This is a genomic window from Niastella koreensis GR20-10, assembly GCF_000246855.1.
Classification (GTDB): domain Bacteria; phylum Bacteroidota; class Bacteroidia; order Chitinophagales; family Chitinophagaceae; genus Niastella; species Niastella koreensis.
This window is the reverse complement of the sequence record NC_016609.1, coordinates 2175382-2201510: the sequence shown is the minus strand read 5'-3', so window position 1 is coordinate 2201510 and position 26129 is coordinate 2175382. Positions and strand designations below refer to the sequence as shown.

The following is a 26129-nucleotide window of genomic DNA, read 5'->3' as shown; positions in this document are numbered from 1 at the left end:
ACAATCAGCTGCAAGAGCGGCCTGGGAAAACTTTGTCCTGACTTAAATAAAAATTATGCGTTATAACTTTACCCTTTTTTTATTAACGATGTGTGTTGCATTACACGCACAAACAACCAGCCTCCGGATCAGCCTCCGCATTCCGGCTACCTCCCTGGAGGCCGCGCTAAAGCTGGTGGAACAGGAAAGCCACGTGCCTATCTCCTACGAAGGCTCACGGCTAAGCGGCATCCAGGTAAAAGAACGCGTGTACAAAAACGCTTTGCTGGGAACTATTCTGAAAGAATTACTGGCAGGCACACCACTTGAATATAAAGAGATAGGCGGCAATATTCTTATTGTAGGGCGCCAGCGTTCCGGCAAAACGCTCAGTGGTTTTGTGGAAGATGCCATGAGCGGCGAAAAGCTGATCGGCGTTACAATAACGGCCCCACAACGCCAGGCAGGCACCACTACCAACAACTATGGTTTTTACAGCATCACCGTTCCCGGCGATTCGTTGTACATACAACTATCATATACCGGCTACCAGCAGTTAGATACAGTAGTGAGTTTAGTAAACAATCCCCGCATCAATTTCAAACTGCAAACCACCAGCCAGGAACTGGAACAGATCACCATCAGTGCGGCCCGCACGGCCCGCATTCAGCAATCATCGCAAATGAGCAGCATTAATTTACCGGTAGCACAGGTGCGTTCCATGCCACGCTTATTGGGAGAACCCGATCTGCTAAAGACCCTGCAATTAATGCCCGGCGTAAAACAGGGTTCTGAAGGAACCAGTGCTTTATTGGTGCGTGGTGGAACACCCGACCAGAACCTGATCCTGCTGGATGGCGCGCCTCTTTATAATCCCATGCACCTGCTGGGTATTTTTTCAACGTTCAATACGGGTGTGTTGAAAGATGTAACGCTCTATAAAGGCGCTTTTCCTGCGCGTTATGGCGGCAGGCTTTCTTCGGTGGTAGATATTTCAACAAAGGATGGCGACCTGCATCAACTGCATGGCGATTTTTCCATCGGACTGCTTTCCACCCAACTCACCCTGGAAGGCCCGTTGAAAAAAGGCAAAACTTCTTTCGTGCTCTCCGGCCGCCGCACCTATCCCGATCTGTTTGCCACCACTATTGCTAAAAATTCACCGGACGGACCAGAGAAATTAAGCCTTTTCTTTTACGACATAAATGCCAAATTGCATCACCAGTTCTCTGATAAAGACAAATTATATTTCAGCTTCTATATGGGCCGGGATAAACTCAGGCTCTTGGAACAATATTCCGTGCCGGTAGATCCACCGGTTGATAATTACAATATTTCAGACCTGCATTTGCAATGGGGCAATATTACCAGTACCCTGCGCTGGAATCATATTTTTTCGCCCAAACTGTTTGCCAATACCATGCTCATTGGCAGCAGCTACAAACTCAATAACGCCTTTTATTCGGAAGACAAATACAATACAACCATCAACACCAACTCGCTAAAGCTGAATTCCGGCATCCGCGATTATGGCGTAAAGACAGATCTTGATTATCGCCCCGCTCCTGCGCATACGATAAAAATGGGCGCTTCGCACGTGTACCATACATTTACACCAGGCGCCGTTCGCATGCAGCAAACCAGCGATCACACCGTAACGCTCGACTCCACCAACAATAACCGTAACATCAACGCTTCGGAAACCGATTTGTATGCAGAAGACGACTGGGAACTCACGCACCGGCTGAAACTGAATGGTGGTTTGCACTGGAGCGCATTCAATGTGCAGGGACAATTCTACCATTCGCTGCAACCACGCCTTGGCCTGCGTTTGCTGTTGCCCGGCGATTGGGCATTGAAGCTCTCTTATACCCGCATGACCCAATACATTCACCTGCTTGCATACAATTCCATTACCCTGCCAACAGACCTATGGGTGCCGGCTACAAAAAAGATAGCCCCGCAACAGGCGGAACAATACGCGGTTGGCCTTGCCCGCAACCTGTTTCATAACCGGTTTGAATTTTCTATCGAGGGGTATTATAAAAAAATGAACCACGTAATAGAATATAAAGAAGGAGCCGATTATCTTACCAGCAGCCAGGGCGATACCTGGCAGGAACAGGTAGCGGCCGGCACCGGAGAATCTTATGGTGTGGAAGTATTGATGCAAAAGAAAACAGGCCGGCTTACCGGTTGGCTGGGTTACACCTGGGCCACTGCCAACCGTACTATTGATGGCGTGAATTTTGGCCGTCCCTTTCCTTATAAATATGACCGCCGCCACGACCTGCACCTGGTAGCCGTATATAAAGTTAAAAAGAACATCGAGCTTGCTGCAAGCTGGACGTACCAATCGGCCATGCCGTTCACTATTCCGGTAGCGCGGTACGAACGAATAGAAAAACCGGTAACGGGCAATGAACCGCTTTATCCTTCCGCCGACCCTAATATCGACTACATCAATAGCCGCAATAACATCCGGGTCGAACCTTATCACCGTTTGGATGTAGGGATCAGTTTTATAAAAGAAAAAAAGAACGGCAACATCCGCACCTGGAACATCAGTATCCTGAATGCCTATAACCGGCTGAACCCGCTCTTTTATTCCGATCCCAAATATTCGCCAAACAGTGCCACCGTGTCGCTCTCGGGAACAGCAGTAACCCCCATTTTGCCAGGTTTTTCATACAGCTTAAAATTCTAACATGCCAAACAATACTTTACTTTTTATATTGCTGGTGATAATTTTCAGTAGTTGCGAAAAATCGGTAGACGTAAGTATTCCGCAGGAAAGCAACAAACCTGTGCTGAACCTGTTGATGAACAAAGACAGCATTTTGATGGCGCGGGTTACGCTAAGTGGCCGCATTAATCAAATGCACCCCATGCCCGAGATCACCAATGCAGTGGTGAACCTCTATGAAAACGGCGCCTTTAAAGAAAAGCTAACACCCTACCAATTCGCTACCCGTACTTTTTACCGGGGGACCACCCTGCCACAAAGCGGTTCAACCTATCGCGTTACGGCTGCTGTTCCTGGTTATCCCGAGGTAGCAGGCAGTGATGTGATCCCTGATACCGTGGCTGTCGGTGAAATGCGGCTGACGGTGGCACAGATCAGTAGCTGGGATACCAGGGCAACCATCAGCGTTCAACTGCACGACGACCCTGCTGTACAAAACTATTACCGCATCCGGCTCTTTACCGTAAACGAATGGGTTGATGCCAATGGCAACGGGGGACGGCAAAAAATACAACAATACTTTCAGGCAGAAGAAGCAGAGCTGAATATCTTCAACGATAAGATCCGTCCGGATTTCTTTACAACAGATGCACTCTTCAATGGCCGTAGTCCGCGATTTACTTTTAAGGCCAATACAGACGGCCGCTTTAAAAAGCTGGTTATAGAAATAACCTCCCTCACGTATAACAGTTATAATTATCTGAACAGCACTGCCATGGCCGCAGAAAAAAATGAAGATGGCTTGTCGGAAAAAGTGATCGTGTTTAATAATATCGAAAACGGGCTCGGCATTATCGGCGGCGTAGCCCAGCGGGATTATGAGCTAACAAGATAAAACGAATCACCCGGCTGTATCAAAACCGTACAAGATCAGTCCGGTTTTGTACGTTTGCCTGCTCATGGATAATTTACAGCACACTGTTTGTTAACTTGTTGAGAAAATGGCATAGAGTTTAAGAACTATTCTGTCAAACCAGCTGTGAAAAGCCTTAGAACTGAATAAAACCGGAAAAAGCATACAAACACCCGGAATTAGTGTTATTGGCCTGGCTGCCTTTAGTAAGACCTTTACATCATCAATTAAATCTTACTAAAATGAACAAGACAATCTTTATTACAGGCGCCAGCAGTGGAATAGGAAAAGAAACTGCTAAACTGTTTCAATCAAAAGGCTGGAACGTGGTGGCTACTATGCGGAAACCTGAAAATGAAACTGAACTAACCACATTATCCAATGTACTGGTAACCGGACTCGATGTACTGAATACTGACTCCATCAATAAAGCAGTGAAAGCAGGCATTGAGCAATTCGGCAAAATTGATGTGCTGTTGAACAATGCCGGTTATGGCGCTTACGGTCCGCTGGAAACCTTCTCCAGGGAAAAGATCGTTCGCCAGTTTAATACCAATGTGATCGGTCTGCTGGATGTTACCCGGGCGCTCCTACCCCATTTTCGCCAGCAAAAAAGCGGGGTTATCATAAACATCTCCTCTATTGGTGGAAAAATAACCTTTCCGTTAGGCGCTTTATATCATGGCACCAAGTTCGCAGTGGAAGGCATTTCCGAATCGTTAAGCTACGAGGTGGAACAGTTTGGCGGGAAAGTAAAAATAGTTGAACCCGGTGCAATCGCCACCGATTTTGGCGGCCGCTCCTTCGATTTCAGCAATGATGAAACCATCGCCGAATACCAGCCGCTGGTGGGAAAACTGATGTCCTCTATACCAGCCATGTACCAAAACGCTTCACCAGGCAGTGTGGTTGCCCAGGTAATTTATGAAGCAGCTACCGATGGCACCAATCAATTAAGATATACCGCAGGCGAAGACGCCAAAGCAATTATTGCCAACCGGAAACAACTGGACGATGCGGTATTTATTGGCGGCATGAAGAGCCAGTTTGGGCTGTAGTTACTAAAAAAGTTACTTACTTTTATAATCATGAGTGCATTTGTTCACCTGCATACCATCGCAGACATATACAAATTTTTTGGTCTGACTAAGATCCATCACCCCCTGGTGGCCGTGGTGGATTTTAGCCAGGTTAAAAACGATCATATCATTGAGGAAACAACCGTAGCGGCCGATTTCTATACCGTGATGTTTAAAAACTATAACAGCAACACAGTAAAGTACGGCCGTAAAGTGGTAGACTTTCAGGATGGCAGTTTGATTTGCCTGGCTCCTAACCAGGTAATTGAAATGGACAGCGATACAGAAGCGTCAGCAAATATGTCGGGCTGGGGTTTGTGTTTCCATCCAGATCTCATCAGGGCCACTTCCCTGAACGACAAAATGAGCGACTACAGTTTTTTCTCCTATGAAACCTCCGAGGCGTTGCATTTATCGGAAAAGGAAAAACAGATCTTAGACGATTGTGTATTGAAAATTCAGTCGGAGTTACAGGAGAACATAGACGTACATAGCCAAACGATAATTGTGTCCAATATTGAACTGCTGTTGAATTATTGTACCCGGTTTTATGGCCGGCAATTCATAACCCGGAAAAGTTCCAATAATGCAGTAGTGGTTCAAATAGAAAAATTGCTGAAGGAATACTTTAAAAGAAGCGAGATAACAGAAACCGGCTTGCCCACCGTAAAATACCTGGCAGAACAGGTGCATTTATCACCCAGCTACCTGAGCGACCTACTGAAAAAAGAAACCGGCAAAAACACCCAGGACCATATTCATTTCTACTTAATAGAAGAGGCCAAGAACATTCTTTTGAGCACCAATAAATCTGTTGGCGAAATCGCCTATTCACTGGGTTTTGAATATCCACAATATTTCAATAAGCTTTTCAAACAAAAAACCGGGAAAACGCCGGTGGAGTTCAGGAGCAGTTAATTATACCGGTAATTTGCTGAACAAGTTCAACTTTATTTATATTTTGCAGCTGTTAACCAATAAATCCGTGTTGCAAGAAGCAAATCCACTCCCGGCCCTGGAATTACGAAAAGGAAAATCGATTGCCACAAGTGCCGTTCTTTTTTTCATAATCTTTATAGGCATAATGATACGTGAAAAGTATAAAGAAGGTCTTGGAACAGACCAGGTAATATTCCTTATTTTATTCATTGCCGTAGGTATTTTTACATTAATACACTCTTTCGATAAAAGCCCGGATGTAATAATTAACCAGGAAGGTATCCGGAATAGAAAACACCACTTTCCATTCTCCCCGCTGATACTTATGAGCTGGAATGACATACAATACTTTTTTCTCCGGGAAATAGAAGAGGAATATGGCTCAACTTTTTATATAATGATAAGGGAACGGGAGACTGAAAAAGACAGGAAGCTTACATTATCAGGGTATGACAGTTCAGCGGAAACCATCTTATCCCTCATACGCCAATACGCAGAGAAACATAACATCCATGAATTAGACAAGCAGACCAGCTGAGTGGCAGGACGTGCTCCTCAAAGCTGCCCGACCATTTTGTAGAATTGGGAAACCCTGATTGTCTTGATGGAGAAAGTATAAACGAAAACAGCCTACTCATGCCCCGTTCCTGTCTTTTTTATCCGCAGGTTCTGCAAATTATTGTTTTCCTTGCCGCCTGCGCCCATAAACCTAAAGCAACCTACCCTGAAGCTTTGCTTTGGGATCAGCAGGTTGACACCTCATTGATTGCCGTTATTCCTTATACCCGGGAATTGTTTTCGGGAGAAAATAAGGGGAATAATACTGCGGCAACCCTCACTAAGGATGATATGAAGCGGATAGAATTCCTGCTTACCAATTGTGTGCAAAACAATAAAGATATTGATCTGAAAAACGGAAAGTACAAAAGACAATATGTGGCGGTAACAAATGATAAAGGAGAAAAAATAGTTTGGGTAAATTGCTTCTGCCATGTTGATGGATTCGACTGGAAAAAGTCAATTGTTATGGTTTCCGATGGCGGCAGTTGTTATTTCAATGTAGAAATTAACCTCACTAGGGGAGAGTATAACGGCTTTTGGGTAAATGGGTATGCATAGCGGTCACGAAAAACAGAATAAAAATTGTATGATTAAGCCCAGGCTATTTTTTATATTTTTTATGCCAGCCCTGTTTTTGTGTAATTGTAAAACCGCAAAGCACGAACAGCTTTTCACTTACTGGGAATAAAAGGAAACCATTTTAGCGATTATGAGATGAGAAAGATCAAGAATTTGCTTCCTTTTACAGAAATAATTGATTAAAATGTGCGGTATTCTTACGGGCAATAGGCACCCTAAGACCAATTGAACTATGAGAAGATTTATCAACGAGAAAAGTTTTCAACGATCCGTAGGCATCACAATGATCTTTATAGGAACCGGGATTGCATTTTCATTTCTGGGACTTGTTGACTATAGCTGGGTTTTGTTTATGCTTCTCCCTGTTGCTTTGGGCATAGCCATAGGAACAATGAAAATGAGAAAGTATGCGCTTGTGGGAGCAATAATCACTACCGTGCTTTTGCTGATTGGCATATACATTCCCGGACTTTCCGGGGTTATCTGTATTGTAATGGCTATTGGGCTGATTGTACCATTTATATTTTTAGGCTACTTTATTGCCCAAATGGTAAAACGATACAAAGAATTTAAGGGAACAAATAAACTGCCCGTTCTACTGCTGCCTTTACTACTTTTTTTGATTGCAGCCCCCACTGAACATTACTTAAAAAAGGAAAAGCAAACCATCATAGCAGTAAGTACGGAAAAAATATTCCCCTATACACCTGAGCAGGTATACGATGTAATAAAATCAGTTGACACGCTGGATGCAGAAAAACCGTTCCTGCTAAAACTTGACCTGCCCATCCCCACAAAATGTGTTTTGGAGAAAGAAAAGGTCGGCGCCTTAAGAACCTGCTATTTTAAAGGCGGGCGGTTAAGCAATGCCGACTTTGGAGGAGGTACTATCGTGGAGCGGGTTAGTGAATTAAAGCGCGGCAAAATCCTGAAGATGGATGTAATCAGTTATAACCTGATCGGCCGGAAATGGCTGGGCTTTAAAGAGGCTATTTATTATTTTGAACCCGCGGCAAACAATAGCTGTAAACTTACCAGGGTAACAACCTATACATCTGTTTTAACACCCCGGGTTTATTGGGAGCCCATGGAGAAACTGGGCGTTCAACAGGAGCATGACTATGTGTTTAATAATTTGGAAAAGGATTTGAAGCAAAAATTTGGGAGGTGATTGACATCTTCTGTTCTTTATAACCTAAATAATTTAGAATGCCGGAGCTGCACATCGAAAAAACAGGGGAAATGCTGAATGATGAACAGTATTGGACGCTGGTTGATAATTCTCTACAATTAACGCAGGATCAGGACCAGCAGGGTGAATACCTGATATCGGAAATAAAGAAACTATCGCCTCACGAGATGATAGGTTTTAACTTACGCACCGCTCATTTACTAAACGAAATGTATACATCAGAAATGTGGTGTGCAGGTCATATCATGAATAAATTCTGTTCTGATGATGGGTTTGAATATTTCAGATGCTGGATCATCTCAAGAGGAAAAAAGGTATACTATAAAGTCAAAGCCAATCCTGATTATTTAGTGAATGAAGTTGTAGCAGGCTGTGAGCGTTATGAGTTTGAACTTTTTGGGGTTGCAGCAGATGAAGCATTTGAGGAAACTACGGGAAAAGAACTATTGGATTATATTGACTATAAACATCCCCGAATAGCAGAAACGTCTTTTGAACCAATTGTATTTAACTGGCACCCTGATAATCCCGAAAGCATGAAGAAGATCTGTCCTCAATTATATGATAAATTGAGATATGGAGCGGCCAATAAAATAAGCTGAAATTGATTGTGTCGTTTTCGGGATTTAAATCAGTTCATACCTGGGTGAGGAAAAGAAGTCGTAATTTGTTCAGTAATATAGAATTTAGTTATATTCGTCGTCTGGAATTCTCATTTTCGGGCAGTAGCGCAGCCCGGTAGCGCACTACGTTCGGGACGTAGGGGTCGCAAGTTCGAATCTTGTCTGCCCGACCAAATTGGACAAGGCAGCAGAAATGCTGCCTTGTTTGTTTTTATCACTTTCTGAAATGCAGTTCAGGCGCGGGATCGGCTCAAATACTTCGTTTACTTCGTCAGTTAGAAATGCCCCATTTTTGTGGTAGTAGCTTATTCCTTTGGGGAATACTAGTTTTTGTAAATTTTCTTTTACCCCTACTCTGCCAGAATCCCATAGCAGCGGGAGTTCCAGCGAAATATTGATGGCCCACTCGAAGGTATCTTTTAAGTTAGAACTCTCAATATTGCTACCGGCCAGGTTGTCCAGGATCTGCTTTTTCTCTTTGGCGAGCTTTATCATTAGTCTGTCATAGGTTTCAGCGGGCACCTTTTTGTCAACGTAATAGTTTTCTTCCAGTTCCTCAATCTTTGCATCCACGATAGCCAAGTTGCTTTGCAGGTTGTCCCTCAACTTAAAGGAAGCTTCATAATGCCGGTCAAAAGCATAGTTCATGTGGTATAACAGCGGCGTTACCAAATGCGATTTAATGCTATAACCAGCCAGGTAATCGAGAAAGTGGTTATTAACCACTCTTGTGCTCTTATTACAATTACAGCCTTCAGTACGACATTTGTAGTAATGATACCGACCTATTTCTTGGGTGGCTTTAATTGTTTTGGTAACAGCATAGCCGGTGTAGCCAATTCCACAATTGCCACATTTCATGAAAAGTTTTAACGGGTATGCTGAATTCTCCTTTTTATGCGATACACCATACTTACCTCCTGCTGCTGCCCGGATATCGTGAATACGCAGGAATAGTTCTTGGGATATAAGTTTCTCGTGGTCACCAACCACCAGTTTTCCATTCAGGGTTTTATGGGCAATGATTCCACAATAAAATGGATTAGAAAGGATCATACTCAGCTTCTGCTTATAGATCTTAACACCCATTGCCTGTAACCGGGATAGGATTTCATCGTTTTTCATTCCCTGAGCTTTCCACTCAAATGCCTTGCGCAGTTTTTTGCCTACCTCATTGACAACGATTTTTCGGTTTTTATCTTGTTTTACAATAGAGTAACCCATCGGAGGTTGTAAACACCAAATGCCCCGTTCCAGTTTTTCTTTGGTGCCGGCAATGGCTCGCTGTCGGCGTAACTGGTTGTCATACTCGCTAAACAAGAATTGCATGTTTTGCTGGAATACTCCGCCGGGGTTACTGGTATCAATAGGTTGCGTAACCGCAATGATGGTAACGCCATATTTCTCGCGGAGTTCTTTTGACAGCCGCATAGCACCATCGCCGGTCCGACTGAACCTGTCGAGCAGGTACACTAGAATATGGGTTACTTTCTCCTTGTTCTTTTTAATGAACTCTAGCATTCGCTGAAACTCCTTTCGGCCATCCGTGCTGGCGCTTTCATAGGTACCACCAAAGTAACCCATGATGGCAAACTCGTTGCGGGCTGCAAACTCCTCAATGGCTCGTTTCTGTGTGTCCAGGCTCAGGTTGGTTTCATATTGCTCTTTGGAGGATACCCGGGTATATACTGCGCAAAACTTGCCGGTTGCTGTTTTCTTATAGTGTACAACTGGTCTTTTTGACCATTGCTGAAACAAATCAAGGTGCTGGCTCATGATGCTTTCTTTTTAATAGGATTTAAGTATGATATGTTGTTAGTGTCTGGTAAAGTGACCACTTTGGCTTTTGAAACGCATTCAAACAGAATAAGAGCATACTGGTGAATAGTCTGCACTACTTGTTCTGCTTCTTCATCATTGTAATGTTCACAGCCAGGAAAGGTGCGTAGCTTTTCAACGGTTAATGGTTCTTTTTTAGGATTAATGGCCTGGGCAGATGCTACACCATCCGCCTGGTTTTTCAGGGAATTGATTTTGGTTTTCATAATACAAGGATTTTTAAGATTATGTATCGCTTTATAAATGGAAAAATCGTGAGGTTATCCCACGATTTCATTTAACAGACGGCAGTGATCTAATCTTCCTCCTCGTCATCATCATCCTCTTCTTCTTCCGTTTCTTGGTAATCGGAAATCATGTCTTCTATGTGATGAATAACATCACGATGTTCCCGTTCAAACTGTACTTCTATTAACACTTCATCAATTTCTGTATCGGCACCAATGATATCGTTATTAATCTCGTTTTCTAACAATACCACTGCCACTTCTGTGACAATAGCAGCAGGAATACTCAACTCTTTTTTAGTTATTAATCTGGTTGACATACTTTATTGTTTTTTTGAAGAATCAGTTGTAACACAAAAGTATGCGAGGGCTATAGGGTACCTTTGCAAACGCGCTCGAATGCATACGATTATATCTAAATTTCTTCGATTAGGTACAATTTGGCTCGATTTTCCTCAAATTGTCTCGTCCTAATGTGACTCTTGATTGGAAACCCAGGTTGACTACCATTTAGATACTATTTGAATTCGATTTGATTTTAATTAACCGGAGCTGAAAATCATTTAAAATGCCTGCGTGATCGGCATGTTGTTATGACGAAGTGATTTTACTGTCGACTATTTGGCTGCTTAATAGTGCCAGCGCCTCTTTTAATTCCTGGTATGGGCCGCTTTTGGAAACAATTGCGTCTGCCCCTTCAGGTTGTTGCGCATGTGGATCTTTAAAATCCATAGAATAAGCAATGATTTTAATGCCAGGCCATTTTTCTTTAACGACTTTTATGGTTTCATAACCATCCATCTCGGGCATTCGCATGTCTAAAATGCAGATATCTGGTATGATTCCCCTTACAAGCAAGTCTAGGAAGTCTTTGCCGTTTATTGCCTGGGGAATTACCATGTACCCCCAAAGGCTGACTAATTCCTGAAGGCATTTACGTATCAAAGCATGATCGTCTACGATAGCTACTTTTATTTGGCTGTTTAAGTTCATAAATAGAAATTTAACTTGATGAAGTTTTAACCTGAAACTCAATATGGTTGACTGGTTGATTTATTTAGATTGTATTAGCTGGTAGTCTTGATTCTGTTCTTTGGGTTACCACCAATGTGGTTGTTTTCCCTGACATCAATCAGGTGAGCTGCTTCTATCAACTTGGAAAGATGAAAATAAAGCGATAGCATATCTTTATTCTCACCAGCTTCTGGTAAACTCGTTTCAACCAAAGCGTATTCCAGCAGGTCTTGCAGTTCCACTTTCCATGCCGGCAAAGCCAGGTATTTAAAAAAGCGCTTGAAAACTATATATGGATTGACATATTCTTTAAATGATAGAAAACGGGGAAAAAAGTCAAATTGCGTAGAATCCGCCTGCCAGCTACAAAAAAGATTGGGGTTAAATGAATCTTCTATTCTAATAACAAGTGGAGATGTTTTGTTCTCCTTATTTATCAGCCAGGCAGCATTGATAACAGACTCTATCAATTTAAAGTAATACAATAAGGCACCTGGGTTTTCTTTTCGCCAGATGCGTTTTCCAAAAGCGGCTATCAGTACTGACTTAATACGCTTTCGGTAATCTTTAAGAGCCGCTGCGGTGAAAAATTCAGCGAAAACCTGGTTGGGGTCGGTTATGGGTTCTTTATACCATAAGGAGGTTTCCAAATAGTCTTTGGTCGGTTTCATATAATTAAGGTTTTAGACTGTTATGTCGGTTGCTGTTAGGGGAAATGTGGTAGGCCTTTTACTCTGTAACGCCGTTATTTTTTTGTCGTACAATTGTTGGGCAAGAAGTAGCAATTGATGCACTCTTTTCTTTAAAAGGATGGCCGTTTCAGTTGGCACAGTATAGTTTTCTTTATAGCGGGCATCAGAATAGGCTTTGTTGAGCTGGTTAAGTAGCGCAATTTCCTATGCTGTGATACAAGGAAATATGGAGGAAGGAATAAAAGAGAAATTCTCAATAAGGGCAAGTAAGCGGAAAAGGTTGTGCGTGGTAGACCGGTAACCGGTGTATACCCGTAAAAGAGCCATACAAGTATGTTGAGTGGCCTGGTGTAAATCAAACAGGGCCTTTTCATTCCAGTCGTTATCCAGGCAAAAGCAGGCGGTTTTATAAAATCGTTCCGCTGTTTGGTAACAGTTGTTCCAGACAGCTTCTATTTTTCTTGTTGTTTCCTCATGTGATATTGCTGCCGGAGGATCTATTATATCGCTACTGCCCGCGTTATATACCAGTACGGCTTTATGATAAAGAGTGGTCAAAAAACGGCTGTTTTTGGCTATTAGGTCATTTACTGAATCAAGAGATTGGACTATTGCAGTGATTTCACAATCCAGGGGTTCCGCCAAATGATTAATTTTTTGTAGCATTTCATGGTCGGGCTGGTTATTGTTACTATTGGTAATAACTAGCAGATCAAAGGTGGCCTTGATTGTTTCCTGGTTGGGGCTGTCTTCAGTAAAACAGCTCCAATCATTTTGAGGGGAGGCCCGGTAACCGTAACAAAGGATTTTTTCTGGTTGAATTGCCCCGGCAACTTTCTGTGTAAGCTCAGCTAAAAGGGTTATCAGGTGTGGAGGTAGGTTGTCAAATGTCGTTTGCATGTAGGTTAAAAAGGTTTGGTATTAAAATAAAAGCATATGCCTTGTGGCGGGGTACGGCTTTTATCTCTAGTGAATAGCAAATTACAGGGTACTTGTGCCGTACCGAACCAATTTAACCTGTGGATTACCAGTATTTTACTGTATTTTACAATGGATATAACGGTACAATACTAATACCATAAATTCCATATATTTGAACCATGATAACTACACCTATGCCTGAAAAAGTACATCAAGGACGGGCCGTAAAACGCATACGGGAAATATTACAGGTAAAGCAAGAAACACTGGCTGAAGCGCTCAATATTAGTCAGCAAAGTGTTTCTTCGCTGGAAGCAAAAGAAATCATCGATCCTGAAACATTAGAGAAAATCGCTGAAGTGTTGAAAGTACCTGTGGAGGCAATAAAGAATTTTAATGAAGAGGGAGTTATTAATATAGTTGCCAACACTGTTAACAACAACGATAATGCTAATGGGAATTCATTATTCATGTATTATCCTACTTTTAATCCCATTGATAAGTATGTAGAAGTGGTTGAAAAGAATGAAAAGTTGTATGAAGCCTTGTTAAAATCAGAGCGTGAAAAAAACGCACTGCTGGAAAGGATGTTGGAAGAGAAAAAGAAGAAGTAAAGAAAACTAGTGATATTTTAAAGCCACTCAATTGGGTGGCTTTTTGCTAATTAAGCTTGTCCAATACTTGCGTATCCAATATCTGTGGCTAATCAAAGAGTTTTAATTATAATAACCTTTATTACCCCATACGATTGCCATGATCCGCCTTAACTACACATTTACGAACCAGGGACTTGGAGAATATAATGACCATGTCTTTCCTGGTGTCCCGTTCCAATTAAAAGACAAAAAATACAGGTTTACTTTACAGCCAACTGGATTGCCGGTATTTCTTCGTTTTGGTATTGCATTATCAAAAACTGAAGAAATTGACTTCGCACCCCAAAATGGGCGTTATAATAATGCAAATTTGAAATTTATAGAGGTGCATCAGGGGGATTTGAAGGAAAAGAAGGCCCGATCATCCAATAAGCTTGAAATTGACACATATTATTTCTCGGAACACAAGGGTCCAAGAGTAACATTCCAGGAATATGAACGAGGTAGCATAATTGATATTTGGATACAATATGACCCTTCCAATGAGACACTAAGGTATAAACTAACATCAGGTGATAATACCTACGAAAACAACTTTAGCATAACAGGGTATAATTTTTTTAAAATCTTTGCTTGGGCAGATTATCATGAGTTTAACATCGATGTACAAATAGAGATTGAAACCACAACGGTTTACCGTTTTCCAAAACGAAATTTATCTAATAAGGATATACGATTTCTTAACTTATTGTATGAAAATTTCGCACAAGGGCGAGAATATGACAGTGTCGTTAAGATACCTGGGTTTGCTGAAATATTTCCTGGTGAATTTAATGAAAAGGATTATCAGCCACTCATTCAAAGTGATCGCCTTATTACACTTTGGGGGATTTGGCATATAAATCCGGGTTGGGATATTTTTTTAAAATTTGATGAGGTAATACTTTCTATCAAATTTTTAATGCAAACGAATGCAATTATTGATGTTGTGCGCTCTTCCGATCTACAAAAAATAATTCCAGGTATCACGCTTCAGGAAATCAAAATGATTTTCAAGCTAATGAGCTATTTCGTGGGTTTTAGTGACGGTGGCGGAACACAAGCTGACGGAACGGTTCATATAAAATTTTCTAGTGAACAGGCACTTCATCAATATAGAAAGTACAGAAGTTTACAAGAGTATCTGAATCAATACCTGGAAAGATTGGGCATTACTAATGAAATGGAGAGTGATAATACCGATCAGTCTGCGCTTGGGGATGAATATTTTTTTAAAACACAATTTTACAGGCAAAGACTATCAGATATAGAACCTGTATTGGGAGTAAAGGAGTTGGCAGCAGACATGGCAGCCATTATATATGGCATGCAGGGGGATAATGGACAAATGATTGGAGTATTTGGTAAATGGGGTCGAGGAAAAACTTATTTTATAAAGCAATTATGGAAAGAGCTAAAGGCAAGACATACTATATTGTTTGAAAAAGTGGAATATCAAGCATGGAAGTATCAGGATACGCCCGCTTCTTGGGCTTACCTTTATGAACGGCTTTGTGATGCTTATCTTGGTGATAAGAAAAATTTCCTACGCTATTATGCAAGACTCTTCGTTTTAAATCGCAAGCGAGTGGGTTGGACACCGGTTTGGAAAATGCTGATTACTATTATTGCGACTGCTTCAATTTTGGTGTTAATTTCCCATAGCATTAAAGAAAAGGTGACTTTTTGGGTGGGTGCTACATCAGTCTTTTTCGCGGTTATCAGTGGCATTTATCACCAGATCACTAAGAATTATTCAACCAAGGCTATTGAGTTAATTAAAAAATATACAGATCGAAGCAGTTTTAAAGCATCTCTGGGTATTCAAGCAGATATTCACGAAGAGTTGGTGAAATTGCTTAAAGTATGGATACCTGCAACAAAGGAAGTAAAATGGTATTCCGGTTTATTCATATGGCTGTATGGGAAACCGCCTGATCAAGTCTTGCTGGTGGTAGAAGATCTTGACCGCTGCGCTGAAGATAAAATAATTCCGCATATCGATGCATTACGTGTAATGCTGGAAAACGATGAAGTGGTTAAACGCCTAATTATTATTACTGCAATTGATGAAAGAATTTTAAGAAATGCAATTAGGAAAAAATACCATGCATTGCTGGAAGGCGAAATAAGTAACAGCACAAACGTCGATGAACTAATTTCCGAATACCTAGACAAATTATTTATTTCTGCTATCAAATTGGGTGACCTGAATAATCAACAAAAGGAAGAATATTTGAAAGTATTGTTTAAAAATGATATTGTTGCTACAACGGTTATAACGGATACTATTCAACAGGTTGCTAATGATCAAACGGAAGCGATTGTGATAAGCCAATCTACAAATGAACAAAATATTTACACACGTGCTGATGCAGAAAAAAATGGGGCAACAGCCATACCGGCAAAGCCTGATAATAAAACAGAGAAACTTACACCGCGTGAAATTGAACTCTTAACAAAAACTATATCAAACTGGGAGGGCGCCACGCCCAGGAGGATTAGTATTTTTTATTACCGGTACCTGCTCTGTAAAAACCTGCTGGTAGATAAATATGCCCGGCTAAATATTGTTAATCCCTGGCAAGGGAATGGTTTGGAAACCCTTTTCCAACTTATTCGTCAGTACCACGATGATCATAATCCAGATAAAATTCTTATTGAAGCAAGAAAGGTACACAAGCAACCAGCTGCTCTGAAAGAAACGTTTAAAGGAAAAAGTTTTGTGCCTGAATTGACTGATTACCTGTTTTTGCTGGAAGTATTGGAAATAGTTATCGCATATTAATTAAGGCGATTTTCGGAATCAACATTTATTCTGAAGCTCTTCAACTTAGCGAAGAATTCAAAGCAAGAAGCGCTCCCCTCTCCCTAGCTAGGCCTATGGTTTACCTTTATCCGCTGGCAAAACGGGAGCTTCAGCCGGTGATGGCGTATAGATGTACAGCCCTAACTGATCTGTTCCTGCCTTATTAGAATAACTGTCACCGCTTATATCGAAGCCCAGTTCAGCTATAACCGTATACATTGCCAAATTCGTCATACGGATAGTTGCGTAAACAGGCCCTTTACCAACCAAACCCATTAGCTCCCGGCAAAGCCGCCTGGACAGGTTCCGTCCGCGGTATCTTGGGCTGGTAACGACATAGCCCAGTTCCAGTTCAAACGTGTCAGCCTGTTCTGCCACCCCAGCGGCAGCAAACACCTGATTGACATAACGCCTCGGTTGTTTTTTGATGGAGGCAGTAGCAATAATGGTATCTCCATCTTTAAAGACAGCGATTGCCTGCGTAGTTTTCAGCCTGGCGGGCAGGGTTTTGGCATTGACCTCCCCTCCTTTTATAATCAATGTTTCAAGCTGTTGAATTTCATCAGCTGTCAGCTGAGCATATTGTTTTACTTCCGGCGCCAGTGAGGCCATTCTCTCATCGGAGTTAATGTCCCTCGCATTGGAGAATTGTTCATCCCAAAACTTGACACTTTTTAGCGCTTTATTTTCCAGGTACACAAGATACTTACGGCATTTCCTGACATGCGGTACGTTTTTGGTTTCCGGGACTGACACCTGCTTCTCTTTAAACACTTCTGCAAACCACACAAGTTCCAGATTGTTGTTTTCCAATGCAGTCAATAGTGTTTGTTTATTGACCAGCACAATTTGCTGATTTTCGCGGCTCCATCTACTGAACTTATGCAGGAATGCTACGATGTCTCCCTGTGTATCTAACAGAAAAGCCCCATTCATTTCAACCATCCCAGCCATATTCCTTAATGTACGACCAGGGATCTTCAGCTGTTCCTCCCCATTGACGGTCTTTCTGGTCACATCCGTTAATGCGTATGTCAGGTCTACTTCCTTATCATCATCCCAAAAGGAGGTTGCCGTATAATTTTCTCCGATCCAGTTCATCCATACAAGATCTGAAGGATTGCTGTAGACGTCAGTATCAGGTGATGCGCTCAGTGTATCCAGATGGATTACAAAATGGGGATCATAATCTATATCCTGCACTGCAGTAATTAAACTCCCCAGGGTACCTTTGGGAATAAGACAGGCAGTCAGTATCATTCTACCATAAACAAAGCCACTACTGTCTTCTGTACTTGTATAGTTATATAATGCCGTGAGTGGTTCGTTTGTTGAAGACAAATAAAACTGGTCTTCACTAAAATGGAGCCATTTATTAAAATCGATCAACGGTTCGTTGTTGACCGCCGTTTCAATAAGTTGTGCGGGTTCACCATTTGATCCACCAAACAGGGATTCTTCCTGTACCCATTCTTCCAAAATTACTGGCTGATCTATATCTGTTTCAAGTTCTTCACCGGGATTAGGCACGTGAACTATCCGGCTATAATCTTCAATAAAATCGAATTGATCATCTTCTTTATAGGGAACGTAATCGGCCAAATACCCTTTCAGATAATGTACCGCCAGCCAGGTATATTTCTCTTCATAGGTATATATTTTACTTTGGAGACCATGGCTTTCATCAGTAATTCCACTGCCATTAACAGCGTCAAAACCCAGCCCCCGAATGTATGCGATGGCCGCCGCCATTCGCCATGTGCTGGCAAAGAATGGCTGTCCGTATTGTTGCTCGTATAAATGCAGAAGACGTTGGGCCTCCGGGCTGTCCATACTTTGGAACGTTTCGCCATTGATCGCGGGATATTGTAAGAATCCGTCTGTAGCCTGGGTAACAACATACCATGCCAAATCATGTGTGATGGGGTAAACCTCTTCTTTGACTGTATTTAATGCGACACCATCCAACGGCAACAGGGTGATCGTTGATTGTTGTTGGGGCCTGCACAATTTAACTTCGTCTTCGCTAAGGAGTTTATATTGGTAAGCTCTTTCCACAATAGCCCGGAATCCCATACGCACAATGACGTTTCTATTGACCAGTGGTGCATTGAATACATGGAGTAATGCCCATTGAGCAAGCTTAAGGATAACGCCTTCATCCTTTAAGCGCCCTGCCAGGGCTAGTGTAATGGATGCCAAATCCTCCTGTATCTGCGGATCTTTGCAGTCAAATATCAAATCCAGCAGCAATATAAACTCATGTGTTTGTATGGTGGCCCAGGTGGTTAAAGACATTTGTAATTTGGTACGGGTCCGTCGGTCCAGGGTGGATAAACACCATGCAAATATTAACGGAGTTTCATTGTGCAGGGCATATTCAGACAGGTATAAATCTTCTGAATATGCGGTCAGCACCTCGACAAGGCCGTATTTATAGGTAATATCCTGGGGATATTTATAATAGTCATGGCCGATCCAGATCTTATCCCGCTCATAAGCACTGGCAAAACTCATCAGTATGTTATGTAAATAAAGCGCCCCGAAATTATTCTCAACAGATTCACTGCCAGGCAGGATCTGTTCTGATAATAATGTATACCGTTGATCATGGCTACCCCAGAACTCTTTATCGATTTGTTCCTTATACTTCAAAGCCAGCGCAGCTGGTGCTTTTCGTAATGCCTCTCTTTGCGTTCTCTGGATAACTGCTTCACTAAAACCATGTGTCAGGAAGCCATTTTCACCGATCAGTTTTCCATGTTCATGAAACATGGTATTGGCAATGATCTGGACAATACGTTCATCAGATAGGCCCTCCCGGGTGTCTTCATTTTGTTGCAGCCTTTCAAAAAAAAGCGATGGTATTTGCACTAGGTCCTCTTCGGTGATCGTTTTTATTGTGCGATTGGCCACTACAATCTCAATAATGGAGCGGTAGGTAATAAAGTAGTCCGTTCGGGCAATCGGCACTCCGCCATGATCGATGTCAGTTATTTTTTTTGTCAAAATACCGTTGTGGGACAAATAATCCAGCAGCAGTTCGATCTCGGCGTCATTCAGATAGGTGAGTGCCGGCCGCAGCACACCCACCAGCATGGTATGCTCACATTCCACCTGTTGCAAAAACTGATCTGCAAGTAAGTTGATGGCAATACCCATGGTATTTCGGGCGTCCGATAATTGTTTGTTGATCTTCGACTGAAATTCAACGTTCATTCGCTCCATCTTTTTACCCAGCAGTTTAGTCCCGGCTGTAACGATCTGATCTGATTCGGTAATGGCTGTTCCTTTATAGATATCGCAAAACAACCTAAGGGCAAACTGACTGTCTATACCCCGGATGAGGGATGGAGATGTAATGGCGATATTATAATTTTCAGGTTTGAAATACTGCAAGGCTAATTTTTGAACCGGTACATCTCCTGCTGCCGGCAGTTCATGCACCCATAATGGTAAGCTTGCAGGTAAATCATGTTCCCTGTAAAAATGGGGGCGCGCACTGAAAATAAATTTCACACGGCTGAATTTTTTACCAAGCTGCATACTTTCTCTCATCCGGGTAATCCATTTTTGCCGGTTCATGTTATCCTCTTCCAGACCATCGACGGCAATCAATACCTGTGTGGGTTCATGATGCAGCTCCTCATTAGGCTGAAGCGTGGTCCTGGCCAAGTGGCGGTCATTTCTGATCGCCAACGCCTCCAGCGCATTGAGAATTTCATCAATATTCCAATCATTTAGCTCCAATCCGGAGCTTACGATTTCTGCCCAGCTGCTGCATGGCGTCCCCAAAGCCGGGATAATTATAGCGGGTGACTGCTGAACAAGATGTTGCTCCACTGCGAATGCAAGGCCATGGGTCTTGCCTGTACCGGGACCACATAAAAACAATAGACCCACGTTCTGTACGGCGGCTTTCAGCTGGTCGATATACGCGGTTAAATGACCCGTGTAGATCTGTTGTATAGCATTGATGAGATAGCCCATTTTAACGGTACCCTGGTGATCATATCCAAAGTCAACCACCTCATCCATGATCTTCTCTATATCGCCAAATGGCAAATCTGGTATTTCACCGATAGGTTCGCCCGCTTTAAGCCGGGCACCAAGTACCACCAACCAGTCTATAGTCTCCATAAACTGGGTACGTACAGCCGAAAGCCTGGTATTGAAGTCCGTATATGAAGGATTTTGTATATTAAACTTGTTAATAGCGGTAACGGCTCTGCGTAGCATAATGACATGCCAGCTGGCAATACTGTCGATATGCTTTCTGTAGTAAGCACTGTAAGTCAGCCCTGCGATGTCCTGCTGGATGAAGCCCTGGGTGTGAAGCTGAGGAACATATCGTTCATTGAGCCAACCAGCTTTTTGCCTTTCAAACTGTTGTACCAGGTAATTAAAACTAATCACTTCTTTGGCAAACCAGAATTTATGCAACCCTTCATTATCCTCATGTATGAGTTCACCTAGTAGTGCTTCCTGTAGCCACCAGACTATTTCCAGCCCGGGATATTTTATCTTCATCTCCCTTTCCAGGTTTTCAAGCAACTGATCTTCTGAATTTTTTGTCACCTGTTTAGGGCCGCCCTTGCTGCCTTTCGTATACTTGATCGATGTCAGATCACGGGGAATACAAACGATGTACTTTTTTATTGCCGGGCGCAGTGACATGGCTGTATCAATGGAATCCCTTATCTGCCCGATCTGGGAGGCACCGAAATCTTCACGGAACCACTTTGACTGCACCGCAACTATGTCCTGGTTGCCCAGTTCCGCATATGCTTCAACGCCACCATCCCCTCCACTCCCATTAACAACACGAAACTTTACAACAATACCAAAGTTGCGCAAAACGTAGTTACGGAAAAGATGATTGCAAAAAGTTTCAAACGCATGTTCAGGAGCGTCTCCGTATGTATTAAACGATTGCCAGTTCATGATAACAAATACAGTTCTTTATAAAATAAATCAGTACATCAAATGTATGATCTCTTTCAAAATATAGTCCGGCCTTCTTTATGCCTTTGGGGAGATCAAATATAAAATTCCAATTCGACAATTTGCCCATATCCGGACCACGCTTAATTAAGTAACCATCCTGCAATCAGTCAAATTGACTGAAGACAAAGGCCTCCCTGGCGATAAATAAATATCGCCCGGACATGAGGGAATAATCAACATAGTAAAGGTTAATTCAACGTAAAATCCGGGATTATGTGGTATTGTCACATCTGTATATTCGTTGACGCGATTCAACCACAGAGCAAAGCGTACTGTCACGCTATTGGGAGCAGAACAAATCAATATTGCCACAAATACAAACCTGCCAGACTTTTACCCCTGATGGGCTTCAAACATCCTGGACTGAACGCTGAGTCCATAGCGTTGGCCATACTTTACCCTGAATTCGTACCAAGTAGTACATTGCTTCATCATGGCGATGGCCTCATCACGAAACTGCTCTAACATCTGCATACCTTCTGCGGTCAGGTACTGAAAGAATTTATCCATCCGCACGCCACCCGGTACCGCCAACGCCTGCAGGGCCGGTCTTACATCGGGAGCAAACCGGGCATACAGAATTTGATTGATGTAATCTCCGACAACACCTGGCTTAGAATAAGCGTGCGGGTCTTTATCGGTCCATCCCAATAGCCGGTACATCTGGGGAAAAAAGTCGATGTCACGGCCAAACTTCGATTCATACGGCTGGCGGCTGGACAGCACAATATCGCGGATCTGCTGCAGGGTAATTTTTTTACCGTTCAGCAACTCGATCACTTCGTTATTACGCTGGCGTTTGAGCTCATCTGCCCGGGCAATATCATTGGTACTGCGGACCAGCAAATCACCGAGGAGTTGGCGGGCCTGCAGGGCCTCTTCACTGATCTCTTGGCTCTTTTGCGGCTTTGGTAAGCTGCTGCCTTTTATTGTCTCCTCCTGGGAGACGTCTTTATTTTTTTGCTTCATGATACCGATTTATAGATACAAATCCCTTTTCCTTTTTTTTATGATCTCTTCGGTTGACCGCTGATCGTGCCATGGGATATCAATACTGCCTATTGCGGCATTGGCTGTCGGGTCCCATTGTTTTGCCCGTCCCCAGGCCCTTCGGTCACCGGCTCCGGCGTCAAAAGCCGCGAATACATATATTAAGCCTGGATGCACATGGTTGTTTTTAGCATAATCATTGACATATACATTGTCATTGATATACCTTTTGACCGAAGCGGTCTTTTCTTTAGAGAACAGATATTCCCGGGCAAAGTCATTTGCCATTTTCTCCCTGTGCTGCACAGTAAGCTGATCATTATCATCATCGGTCAGATGATAACTATCTGTTTTAATGTCCTCCCAATCAAACAGTACATGATAAAGTTCATGGATAAGCGCAAACCACAGCGTCGAATAGTAGCCGACATAGTTGGTCAGTACGATACAGGGCTTATCGTCAATGGCAAAAGTGGCGCCTCTCAACTGCAGCGTAGGTAGTGGCGGTAAATAAATAACGGTAATCCCTATTTTATACAGGGACCGGATCACCTCTGTAAGTCCTCTTTCCACATTGGTTGAATGCCAGCGGATCTGCGGGAAGTATTCAATCAATGCCTGCCTGCTGTACTCATAAGGATTACCTATCTCCTCAAAAACGGTCATTGCCGCTTTAATCCAAAAAGACCGTATTAATGGGTTTTTAGGAACAATGAGGCCGGAACTGAAGGCCACATCATTTCCGGGTCTTTTGTATTCAAAAATGGATTTAAGGCCCAGTTTTACCAGCAGGCGCTGTTCTATCTGCTCAAAATCAGTAATGCTATCAATAAACCCCGCTTTGCGAAGTGCTGCCAGGTCAAAATTCTCCTTAATAAACTGAATTTTTTCAGGTGATACTGTAACAGTAGGAAAACGGGATTCCAGGGCTATCATATACAACTCAATTACCTTCTCACGCGGCATTTGTAAAAAGCTGGCAAGTTTAATAAAGTAGGTATAGTCAACTGTTTTCTGCGTACCATCTAAAATACCGGTAAGGGCCCGGTGCTGCATGTCCAGCAGGCCCAGGACTGCCGTAGGCGACATATCCAGTTCCTTTAGCTTGTTTTCAAATAACTCCCTCAGGCTTGGAGGTCTGAATAGTCCATGTAAAATAGAATTAATATCTGAATTATTAAACCGGTCGTTTGACATATCCTTGCAATATTACCTGGGTCAAATCTACAGATAATTTCCGAATTAACCACATTTGTGCATTTTATATTGTAGAATTACCTGGCCATTTTCAATTAATATAACCATGAAAAAGCTACAGCATAAGGTATCATCATAGTGCTTTCCTCCATTTAGTTGCGGGGTAGATGGTATTTGTGTTACATTCACTCATCTGCAGTTTATACCGGCCGGGACCATTTTTATATTATGAAAATCGCAAAAATGATACCCGAGCCTAGACGTACCCCCAGTGCCGAACGGCTATAGAAGATAACCCACCTTTTATATCCTATACTTACACATATAAAATACCCCAAGGGGTAACCTTATCAATGGCAACCTTGTGTAGTGTTTCCATAAATTCGGAGAGAGGCACCTGCTGCTCTGCCGCAAGAAACTTAATCTTATTTAAAGGGGCCACATAATCTTCACAGGCATTTTCTGATTATTATACCACTGTGCTTCTGCTGAAAATTCAGGTGAACGCTGCAGAAAAATATTTTTTATTTCGTTTTTCGACTCCTATTTTAGACCATTCTCAACTTCGGCCACTGAAGCTGCGACCAAGGACAATAAGCCTTTGTACATTCAAGTTGGTTACTGCTTTAGGCCTGATACAACTTGACTTTCGGAAAAACCGATTAACACGCCCAAAATGAATTATTATCTTAATAGTGCATAGATCAGGGACCGGGGCGTAATTAGTTCGTTCCAGAATATGATAAAAATATTAGCTCTAAATCCCTTTAATATTTGAACGTTCATGACAGTTAATGAAGCAAAAGAAATACTGAAAAGACTGAACATCCCGGAATGGGAAGTTAAAGAAGTGTATAAAGGTGGTGGCCAAGGAATTACGATAAAGGTTTACAACATCACCACGAAGGATTACGGTGTATTTAAGATGCCTAAAAACGCGGAAGCAAGGGATCTAAAACGCTTTGATAGGGAGATCGAGGTACTTAAGGAAGTGGCTACGACCAATAGTGGGATTGTACCGATATTGGCACATTCAGTACCTGGAGATACCCCCTGGTATATCAGTAAGCTGGGATTGCCCTTTAAAGACTACTGGATAAAATTCCGGCAGGAGCAACAAGAAAATGCTATTGTAGTCTTTGAAAAAGCCCTTGAAATTACAGCCCATATCCTAGATGGGCTAACTGCCTTACACAACAGAAGGGACCCTATCATTCACCGCGATATCAAACCGGATAATATTGTAATCATTGATGGGAAGCCTCATCTAATCGATTTTGGCGTGGCCTACTGGTCGGAGAAAGAAAGACTTACTGACGTTAATGACGCTGTAGGTAACAAAAGATACAGTCCTGACCCGATGATGTATAGAATGGAGGAAATAACTCCCTGGCTTGACGTCTTCATGGTATCACAGTTATTTATGTGGATGATCGCTGATAAGCCGACTAAGAATTGGGACAGGCCCAATGACTTTCGTTTTGTTCGTTACTCAGCAGATTTGGATGGTCTTATTTCAAAGATTTATGCATTCACTGGCGCTTGTTCGGAGGAATCGGTAGCGCCGAAACATGCAGGAGAAATGTCAGCACTGATGAAAAAAATCTTTTATAAGGCTCCTGCTATTGATGAGTCAGACCTTAAAAAGGTGATCGCTGTTTCACAGCGTATAGAAGAAAAAGAGGCAACATTACTGGCACATCAGTTAAATGAAAAAGTTGAGATAAGTAGAAAAGTCGAAGCTATGTCCGGCTTGGTATCTTTGAAGGTACAGGAGATCAACGAAAAGGTTGATGCCTTTTTGGCCCGATTGAGGGGCTCTGGCGTTAATGCCGTGGTGGAACGTCGCAAAGACGATGCGGTCACTCGCTTACTTCAGACCATCAGCTCCAAGCAAGCTTCGCGTGGGGTATGGGCTGAGGAAATGATTTCGATAAAAATTTCGCAGGGCGGCCGGGAGTTACATTTCGGTTTAATAATCAAAATAAACTTAGACCATGCTACATCGATGGACAATCCCTTTTATATTGGCTTCGTCCGGCTTTTAAAATATGAGAAGGATCTTTTTATGGATGAAAAATGTGACATATACTTTATAGATGGTCATAGCAAAAAACAGGAGGTAGATGTAGTAGAATTTATGCTGCGCTGGTTGGAAGACGAAAGTAACTGGGGTTAATTCCAGGAGCACCCACATATCTGATAGGTAGCAACATTGAACTATGAGCCGGCGGCATACAAATTTGC

General features: G+C 42.4%; 20 protein-coding genes and 1 tRNA gene. 12 read left to right on the top strand and 9 right to left on the bottom strand.

Features of this window, described 5'->3' with window-relative positions:
• The first annotated feature begins 55 nt into the window (after window positions 1–55).
• The 9 genes from NIAKO_RS08800 to NIAKO_RS08760 all read left to right on the top strand — a co-directional run bounded on the left by NIAKO_RS08800 (window position 56) and on the right by NIAKO_RS08760 (window position 8724).
• Complete coding sequence (locus tag NIAKO_RS08800; protein WP_014218065.1) at window positions 56–2686, top strand: TonB-dependent receptor; 2631 nt, start codon at window positions 56–58, stop codon at window positions 2684–2686.
• A gap of 1 nt (window position 2687) precedes the next feature.
• On the top strand, window positions 2688–3560 hold the full coding sequence (locus NIAKO_RS08795; protein WP_014218064.1) for a DUF4249 domain-containing protein: 873 nt from the start codon (window positions 2688–2690) through the stop codon (window positions 3558–3560).
• A 260-nt stretch (window positions 3561–3820) separates the two neighbouring features.
• Window positions 3821–4636, top strand: a complete 816-nt coding sequence (locus NIAKO_RS08790; protein ID WP_014218063.1) for an SDR family oxidoreductase — start codon at window positions 3821–3823, stop codon at window positions 4634–4636.
• 30 nt (window positions 4637–4666) lie between these two features.
• Complete coding sequence (locus NIAKO_RS08785; protein WP_014218062.1) at window positions 4667–5575, top strand: helix-turn-helix domain-containing protein; 909 nt, start codon at window positions 4667–4669, stop codon at window positions 5573–5575.
• 67 nt (window positions 5576–5642) lie between these two features.
• Window positions 5643–6134: a hypothetical protein gene (locus tag NIAKO_RS08780; protein WP_133055329.1), complete on the top strand. Its 492-nt coding sequence runs from the start codon at window positions 5643–5645 to the stop codon at window positions 6132–6134.
• A gap of 98 nt (window positions 6135–6232) precedes the next feature.
• The gene (locus tag NIAKO_RS36540) at window positions 6233–6715 is read left to right on the top strand and encodes a hypothetical protein (protein ID WP_014218060.1); all 483 of its coding nucleotides are present in this window, start codon (window positions 6233–6235) and stop codon (window positions 6713–6715) included.
• 253 nt (window positions 6716–6968) lie between these two features.
• Complete coding sequence (locus tag NIAKO_RS08770; RefSeq protein WP_014218059.1) at window positions 6969–7907, top strand: polyketide cyclase; 939 nt, start codon at window positions 6969–6971, stop codon at window positions 7905–7907.
• Window positions 7908–7945: 38 nt separating this feature from the next.
• Window positions 7946–8530: a DUF4240 domain-containing protein gene (locus NIAKO_RS08765; protein WP_014218058.1), complete on the top strand. Its 585-nt coding sequence runs from the start codon at window positions 7946–7948 to the stop codon at window positions 8528–8530.
• A gap of 117 nt (window positions 8531–8647) precedes the next feature.
• Window positions 8648–8724 (top strand) — tRNA-Pro (locus NIAKO_RS08760).
• Here the strand turns inward: NIAKO_RS08760 and NIAKO_RS39705 are convergent.
• The 6 genes from NIAKO_RS39705 to NIAKO_RS38945 all read right to left on the bottom strand — a co-directional run bounded on the left by NIAKO_RS39705 (window position 8675) and on the right by NIAKO_RS38945 (window position 12881).
• Window positions 8675–10327, bottom strand: coding sequence for a recombinase family protein (locus NIAKO_RS39705; protein ID WP_394365475.1), 1653 nt, complete (start codon window positions 10325–10327; stop codon window positions 8675–8677). The genes NIAKO_RS08760 and NIAKO_RS39705 overlap by 50 nt on opposite strands.
• Window positions 10324–10596: a hypothetical protein gene (locus NIAKO_RS08755; RefSeq protein WP_014218057.1), complete on the bottom strand. Its 273-nt coding sequence runs from the start codon at window positions 10594–10596 to the stop codon at window positions 10324–10326. The genes NIAKO_RS39705 and NIAKO_RS08755 overlap by 4 nt, the downstream gene beginning before the upstream one ends.
• A gap of 89 nt (window positions 10597–10685) precedes the next feature.
• The gene (locus NIAKO_RS08750; RefSeq protein ID WP_014218056.1) at window positions 10686–10937 is read right to left on the bottom strand and encodes a hypothetical protein; all 252 of its coding nucleotides are present in this window, start codon (window positions 10935–10937) and stop codon (window positions 10686–10688) included.
• A 271-nt stretch (window positions 10938–11208) separates the two neighbouring features.
• Window positions 11209–11610 carry a response regulator gene (locus tag NIAKO_RS08745; protein WP_014218055.1) on the bottom strand — a complete coding sequence of 134 codons (402 nt, stop codon included), beginning with the start codon at window positions 11608–11610 and terminating at the stop codon, window positions 11209–11211.
• A gap of 74 nt (window positions 11611–11684) precedes the next feature.
• On the bottom strand, window positions 11685–12302 hold the full coding sequence (locus NIAKO_RS08740) for a hypothetical protein (RefSeq protein WP_014218054.1): 618 nt from the start codon (window positions 12300–12302) through the stop codon (window positions 11685–11687).
• Window positions 12303–12527: 225 nt separating this feature from the next.
• Window positions 12528–12881 carry a HEPN domain-containing protein gene (locus NIAKO_RS38945; protein ID WP_165761295.1) on the bottom strand — a complete coding sequence of 118 codons (354 nt, stop codon included), beginning with the start codon at window positions 12879–12881 and terminating at the stop codon, window positions 12528–12530.
• A gap of 557 nt (window positions 12882–13438) precedes the next feature.
• Here NIAKO_RS38945 and NIAKO_RS08730 point away from each other — a divergent pair.
• Together NIAKO_RS08730 and NIAKO_RS08725 are read left to right on the top strand one after the other, a co-directional pair.
• Complete coding sequence (locus NIAKO_RS08730) at window positions 13439–13858, top strand: helix-turn-helix transcriptional regulator (RefSeq protein ID WP_014218051.1); 420 nt, start codon at window positions 13439–13441, stop codon at window positions 13856–13858.
• A 139-nt stretch (window positions 13859–13997) separates the two neighbouring features.
• Window positions 13998–16667, top strand: a complete 2670-nt coding sequence (locus tag NIAKO_RS08725) for a P-loop NTPase fold protein (RefSeq protein WP_014218050.1) — start codon at window positions 13998–14000, stop codon at window positions 16665–16667.
• Between the two features lie 93 nt (window positions 16668–16760).
• On the opposite strand, the gene NIAKO_RS08720 is transcribed toward NIAKO_RS08725, so the two are convergent.
• From NIAKO_RS08720 to NIAKO_RS08710, 3 genes are all read right to left on the bottom strand, one after another.
• Entirely contained in the window at window positions 16761–21632 is a 4872-nt protein-coding gene (locus NIAKO_RS08720) for a P-loop NTPase family protein (RefSeq protein WP_014218049.1), read from the bottom strand.
• 396 nt (window positions 21633–22028) lie between these two features.
• On the bottom strand, window positions 22029–22664 hold the full coding sequence (locus NIAKO_RS08715; protein WP_014218047.1) for a P63C domain-containing protein: 636 nt from the start codon (window positions 22662–22664) through the stop codon (window positions 22029–22031).
• 9 nt (window positions 22665–22673) lie between these two features.
• On the bottom strand, window positions 22674–23882 hold the full coding sequence (locus NIAKO_RS08710) for an ImmA/IrrE family metallo-endopeptidase (RefSeq protein ID WP_014218046.1): 1209 nt from the start codon (window positions 23880–23882) through the stop codon (window positions 22674–22676).
• A gap of 784 nt (window positions 23883–24666) precedes the next feature.
• On the opposite strand from NIAKO_RS08710, the gene NIAKO_RS08705 reads away from it, so the two are divergent.
• A complete protein-coding gene (locus NIAKO_RS08705; protein ID WP_014218045.1) occupies window positions 24667–26061 on the top strand; it encodes a protein kinase domain-containing protein in 1395 nt (464 codons plus the stop codon).
• Window positions 26062–26129 lie beyond the last annotated feature (68 nt).

Coding starts and splice junctions, on each gene's coding strand:
- NIAKO_RS08800 (WP_014218065.1), top strand. CDS start 56: ATGCGTTATAACTTTACCCTTTTTTTATTAACGATGTGTGTTGCATTA.
- NIAKO_RS08795 (WP_014218064.1), top strand. CDS start 2,688: ATGCCAAACAATACTTTACTTTTTATATTGCTGGTGATAATTTTCAGT.
- NIAKO_RS08790 (WP_014218063.1), top strand. CDS start 3,821: ATGAACAAGACAATCTTTATTACAGGCGCCAGCAGTGGAATAGGAAAA.
- NIAKO_RS08785 (WP_014218062.1), top strand. CDS start 4,667: ATGAGTGCATTTGTTCACCTGCATACCATCGCAGACATATACAAATTT.
- NIAKO_RS36540 (WP_014218060.1), top strand. CDS start 6,233: ATGCCCCGTTCCTGTCTTTTTTATCCGCAGGTTCTGCAAATTATTGTT.
- NIAKO_RS08770 (WP_014218059.1), top strand. CDS start 6,969: ATGAGAAGATTTATCAACGAGAAAAGTTTTCAACGATCCGTAGGCATC.
- NIAKO_RS08765 (WP_014218058.1), top strand. CDS start 7,946: ATGCCGGAGCTGCACATCGAAAAAACAGGGGAAATGCTGAATGATGAA.
- NIAKO_RS39705 (WP_394365475.1), bottom strand. CDS start 10,327: ATGAGCCAGCACCTTGATTTGTTTCAGCAATGGTCAAAAAGACCAGTT.
- NIAKO_RS08755 (WP_014218057.1), bottom strand. CDS start 10,596: ATGAAAACCAAAATCAATTCCCTGAAAAACCAGGCGGATGGTGTAGCA.
- NIAKO_RS08750 (WP_014218056.1), bottom strand. CDS start 10,937: ATGTCAACCAGATTAATAACTAAAAAAGAGTTGAGTATTCCTGCTGCT.
- NIAKO_RS08745 (WP_014218055.1), bottom strand. CDS start 11,610: ATGAACTTAAACAGCCAAATAAAAGTAGCTATCGTAGACGATCATGCT.
- NIAKO_RS08740 (WP_014218054.1), bottom strand. CDS start 12,302: ATGAAACCGACCAAAGACTATTTGGAAACCTCCTTATGGTATAAAGAA.
- NIAKO_RS08730 (WP_014218051.1), top strand. CDS start 13,439: ATGCCTGAAAAAGTACATCAAGGACGGGCCGTAAAACGCATACGGGAA.
- NIAKO_RS08725 (WP_014218050.1), top strand. CDS start 13,998: ATGATCCGCCTTAACTACACATTTACGAACCAGGGACTTGGAGAATAT.
- NIAKO_RS08720 (WP_014218049.1), bottom strand. CDS start 21,632: ATGAACTGGCAATCGTTTAATACATACGGAGACGCTCCTGAACATGCG.
- NIAKO_RS08715 (WP_014218047.1), bottom strand. CDS start 22,664: ATGAAGCAAAAAAATAAAGACGTCTCCCAGGAGGAGACAATAAAAGGC.
- NIAKO_RS08710 (WP_014218046.1), bottom strand. CDS start 23,882: ATGTCAAACGACCGGTTTAATAATTCAGATATTAATTCTATTTTACAT.
- NIAKO_RS08705 (WP_014218045.1), top strand. CDS start 24,667: ATGACAGTTAATGAAGCAAAAGAAATACTGAAAAGACTGAACATCCCG.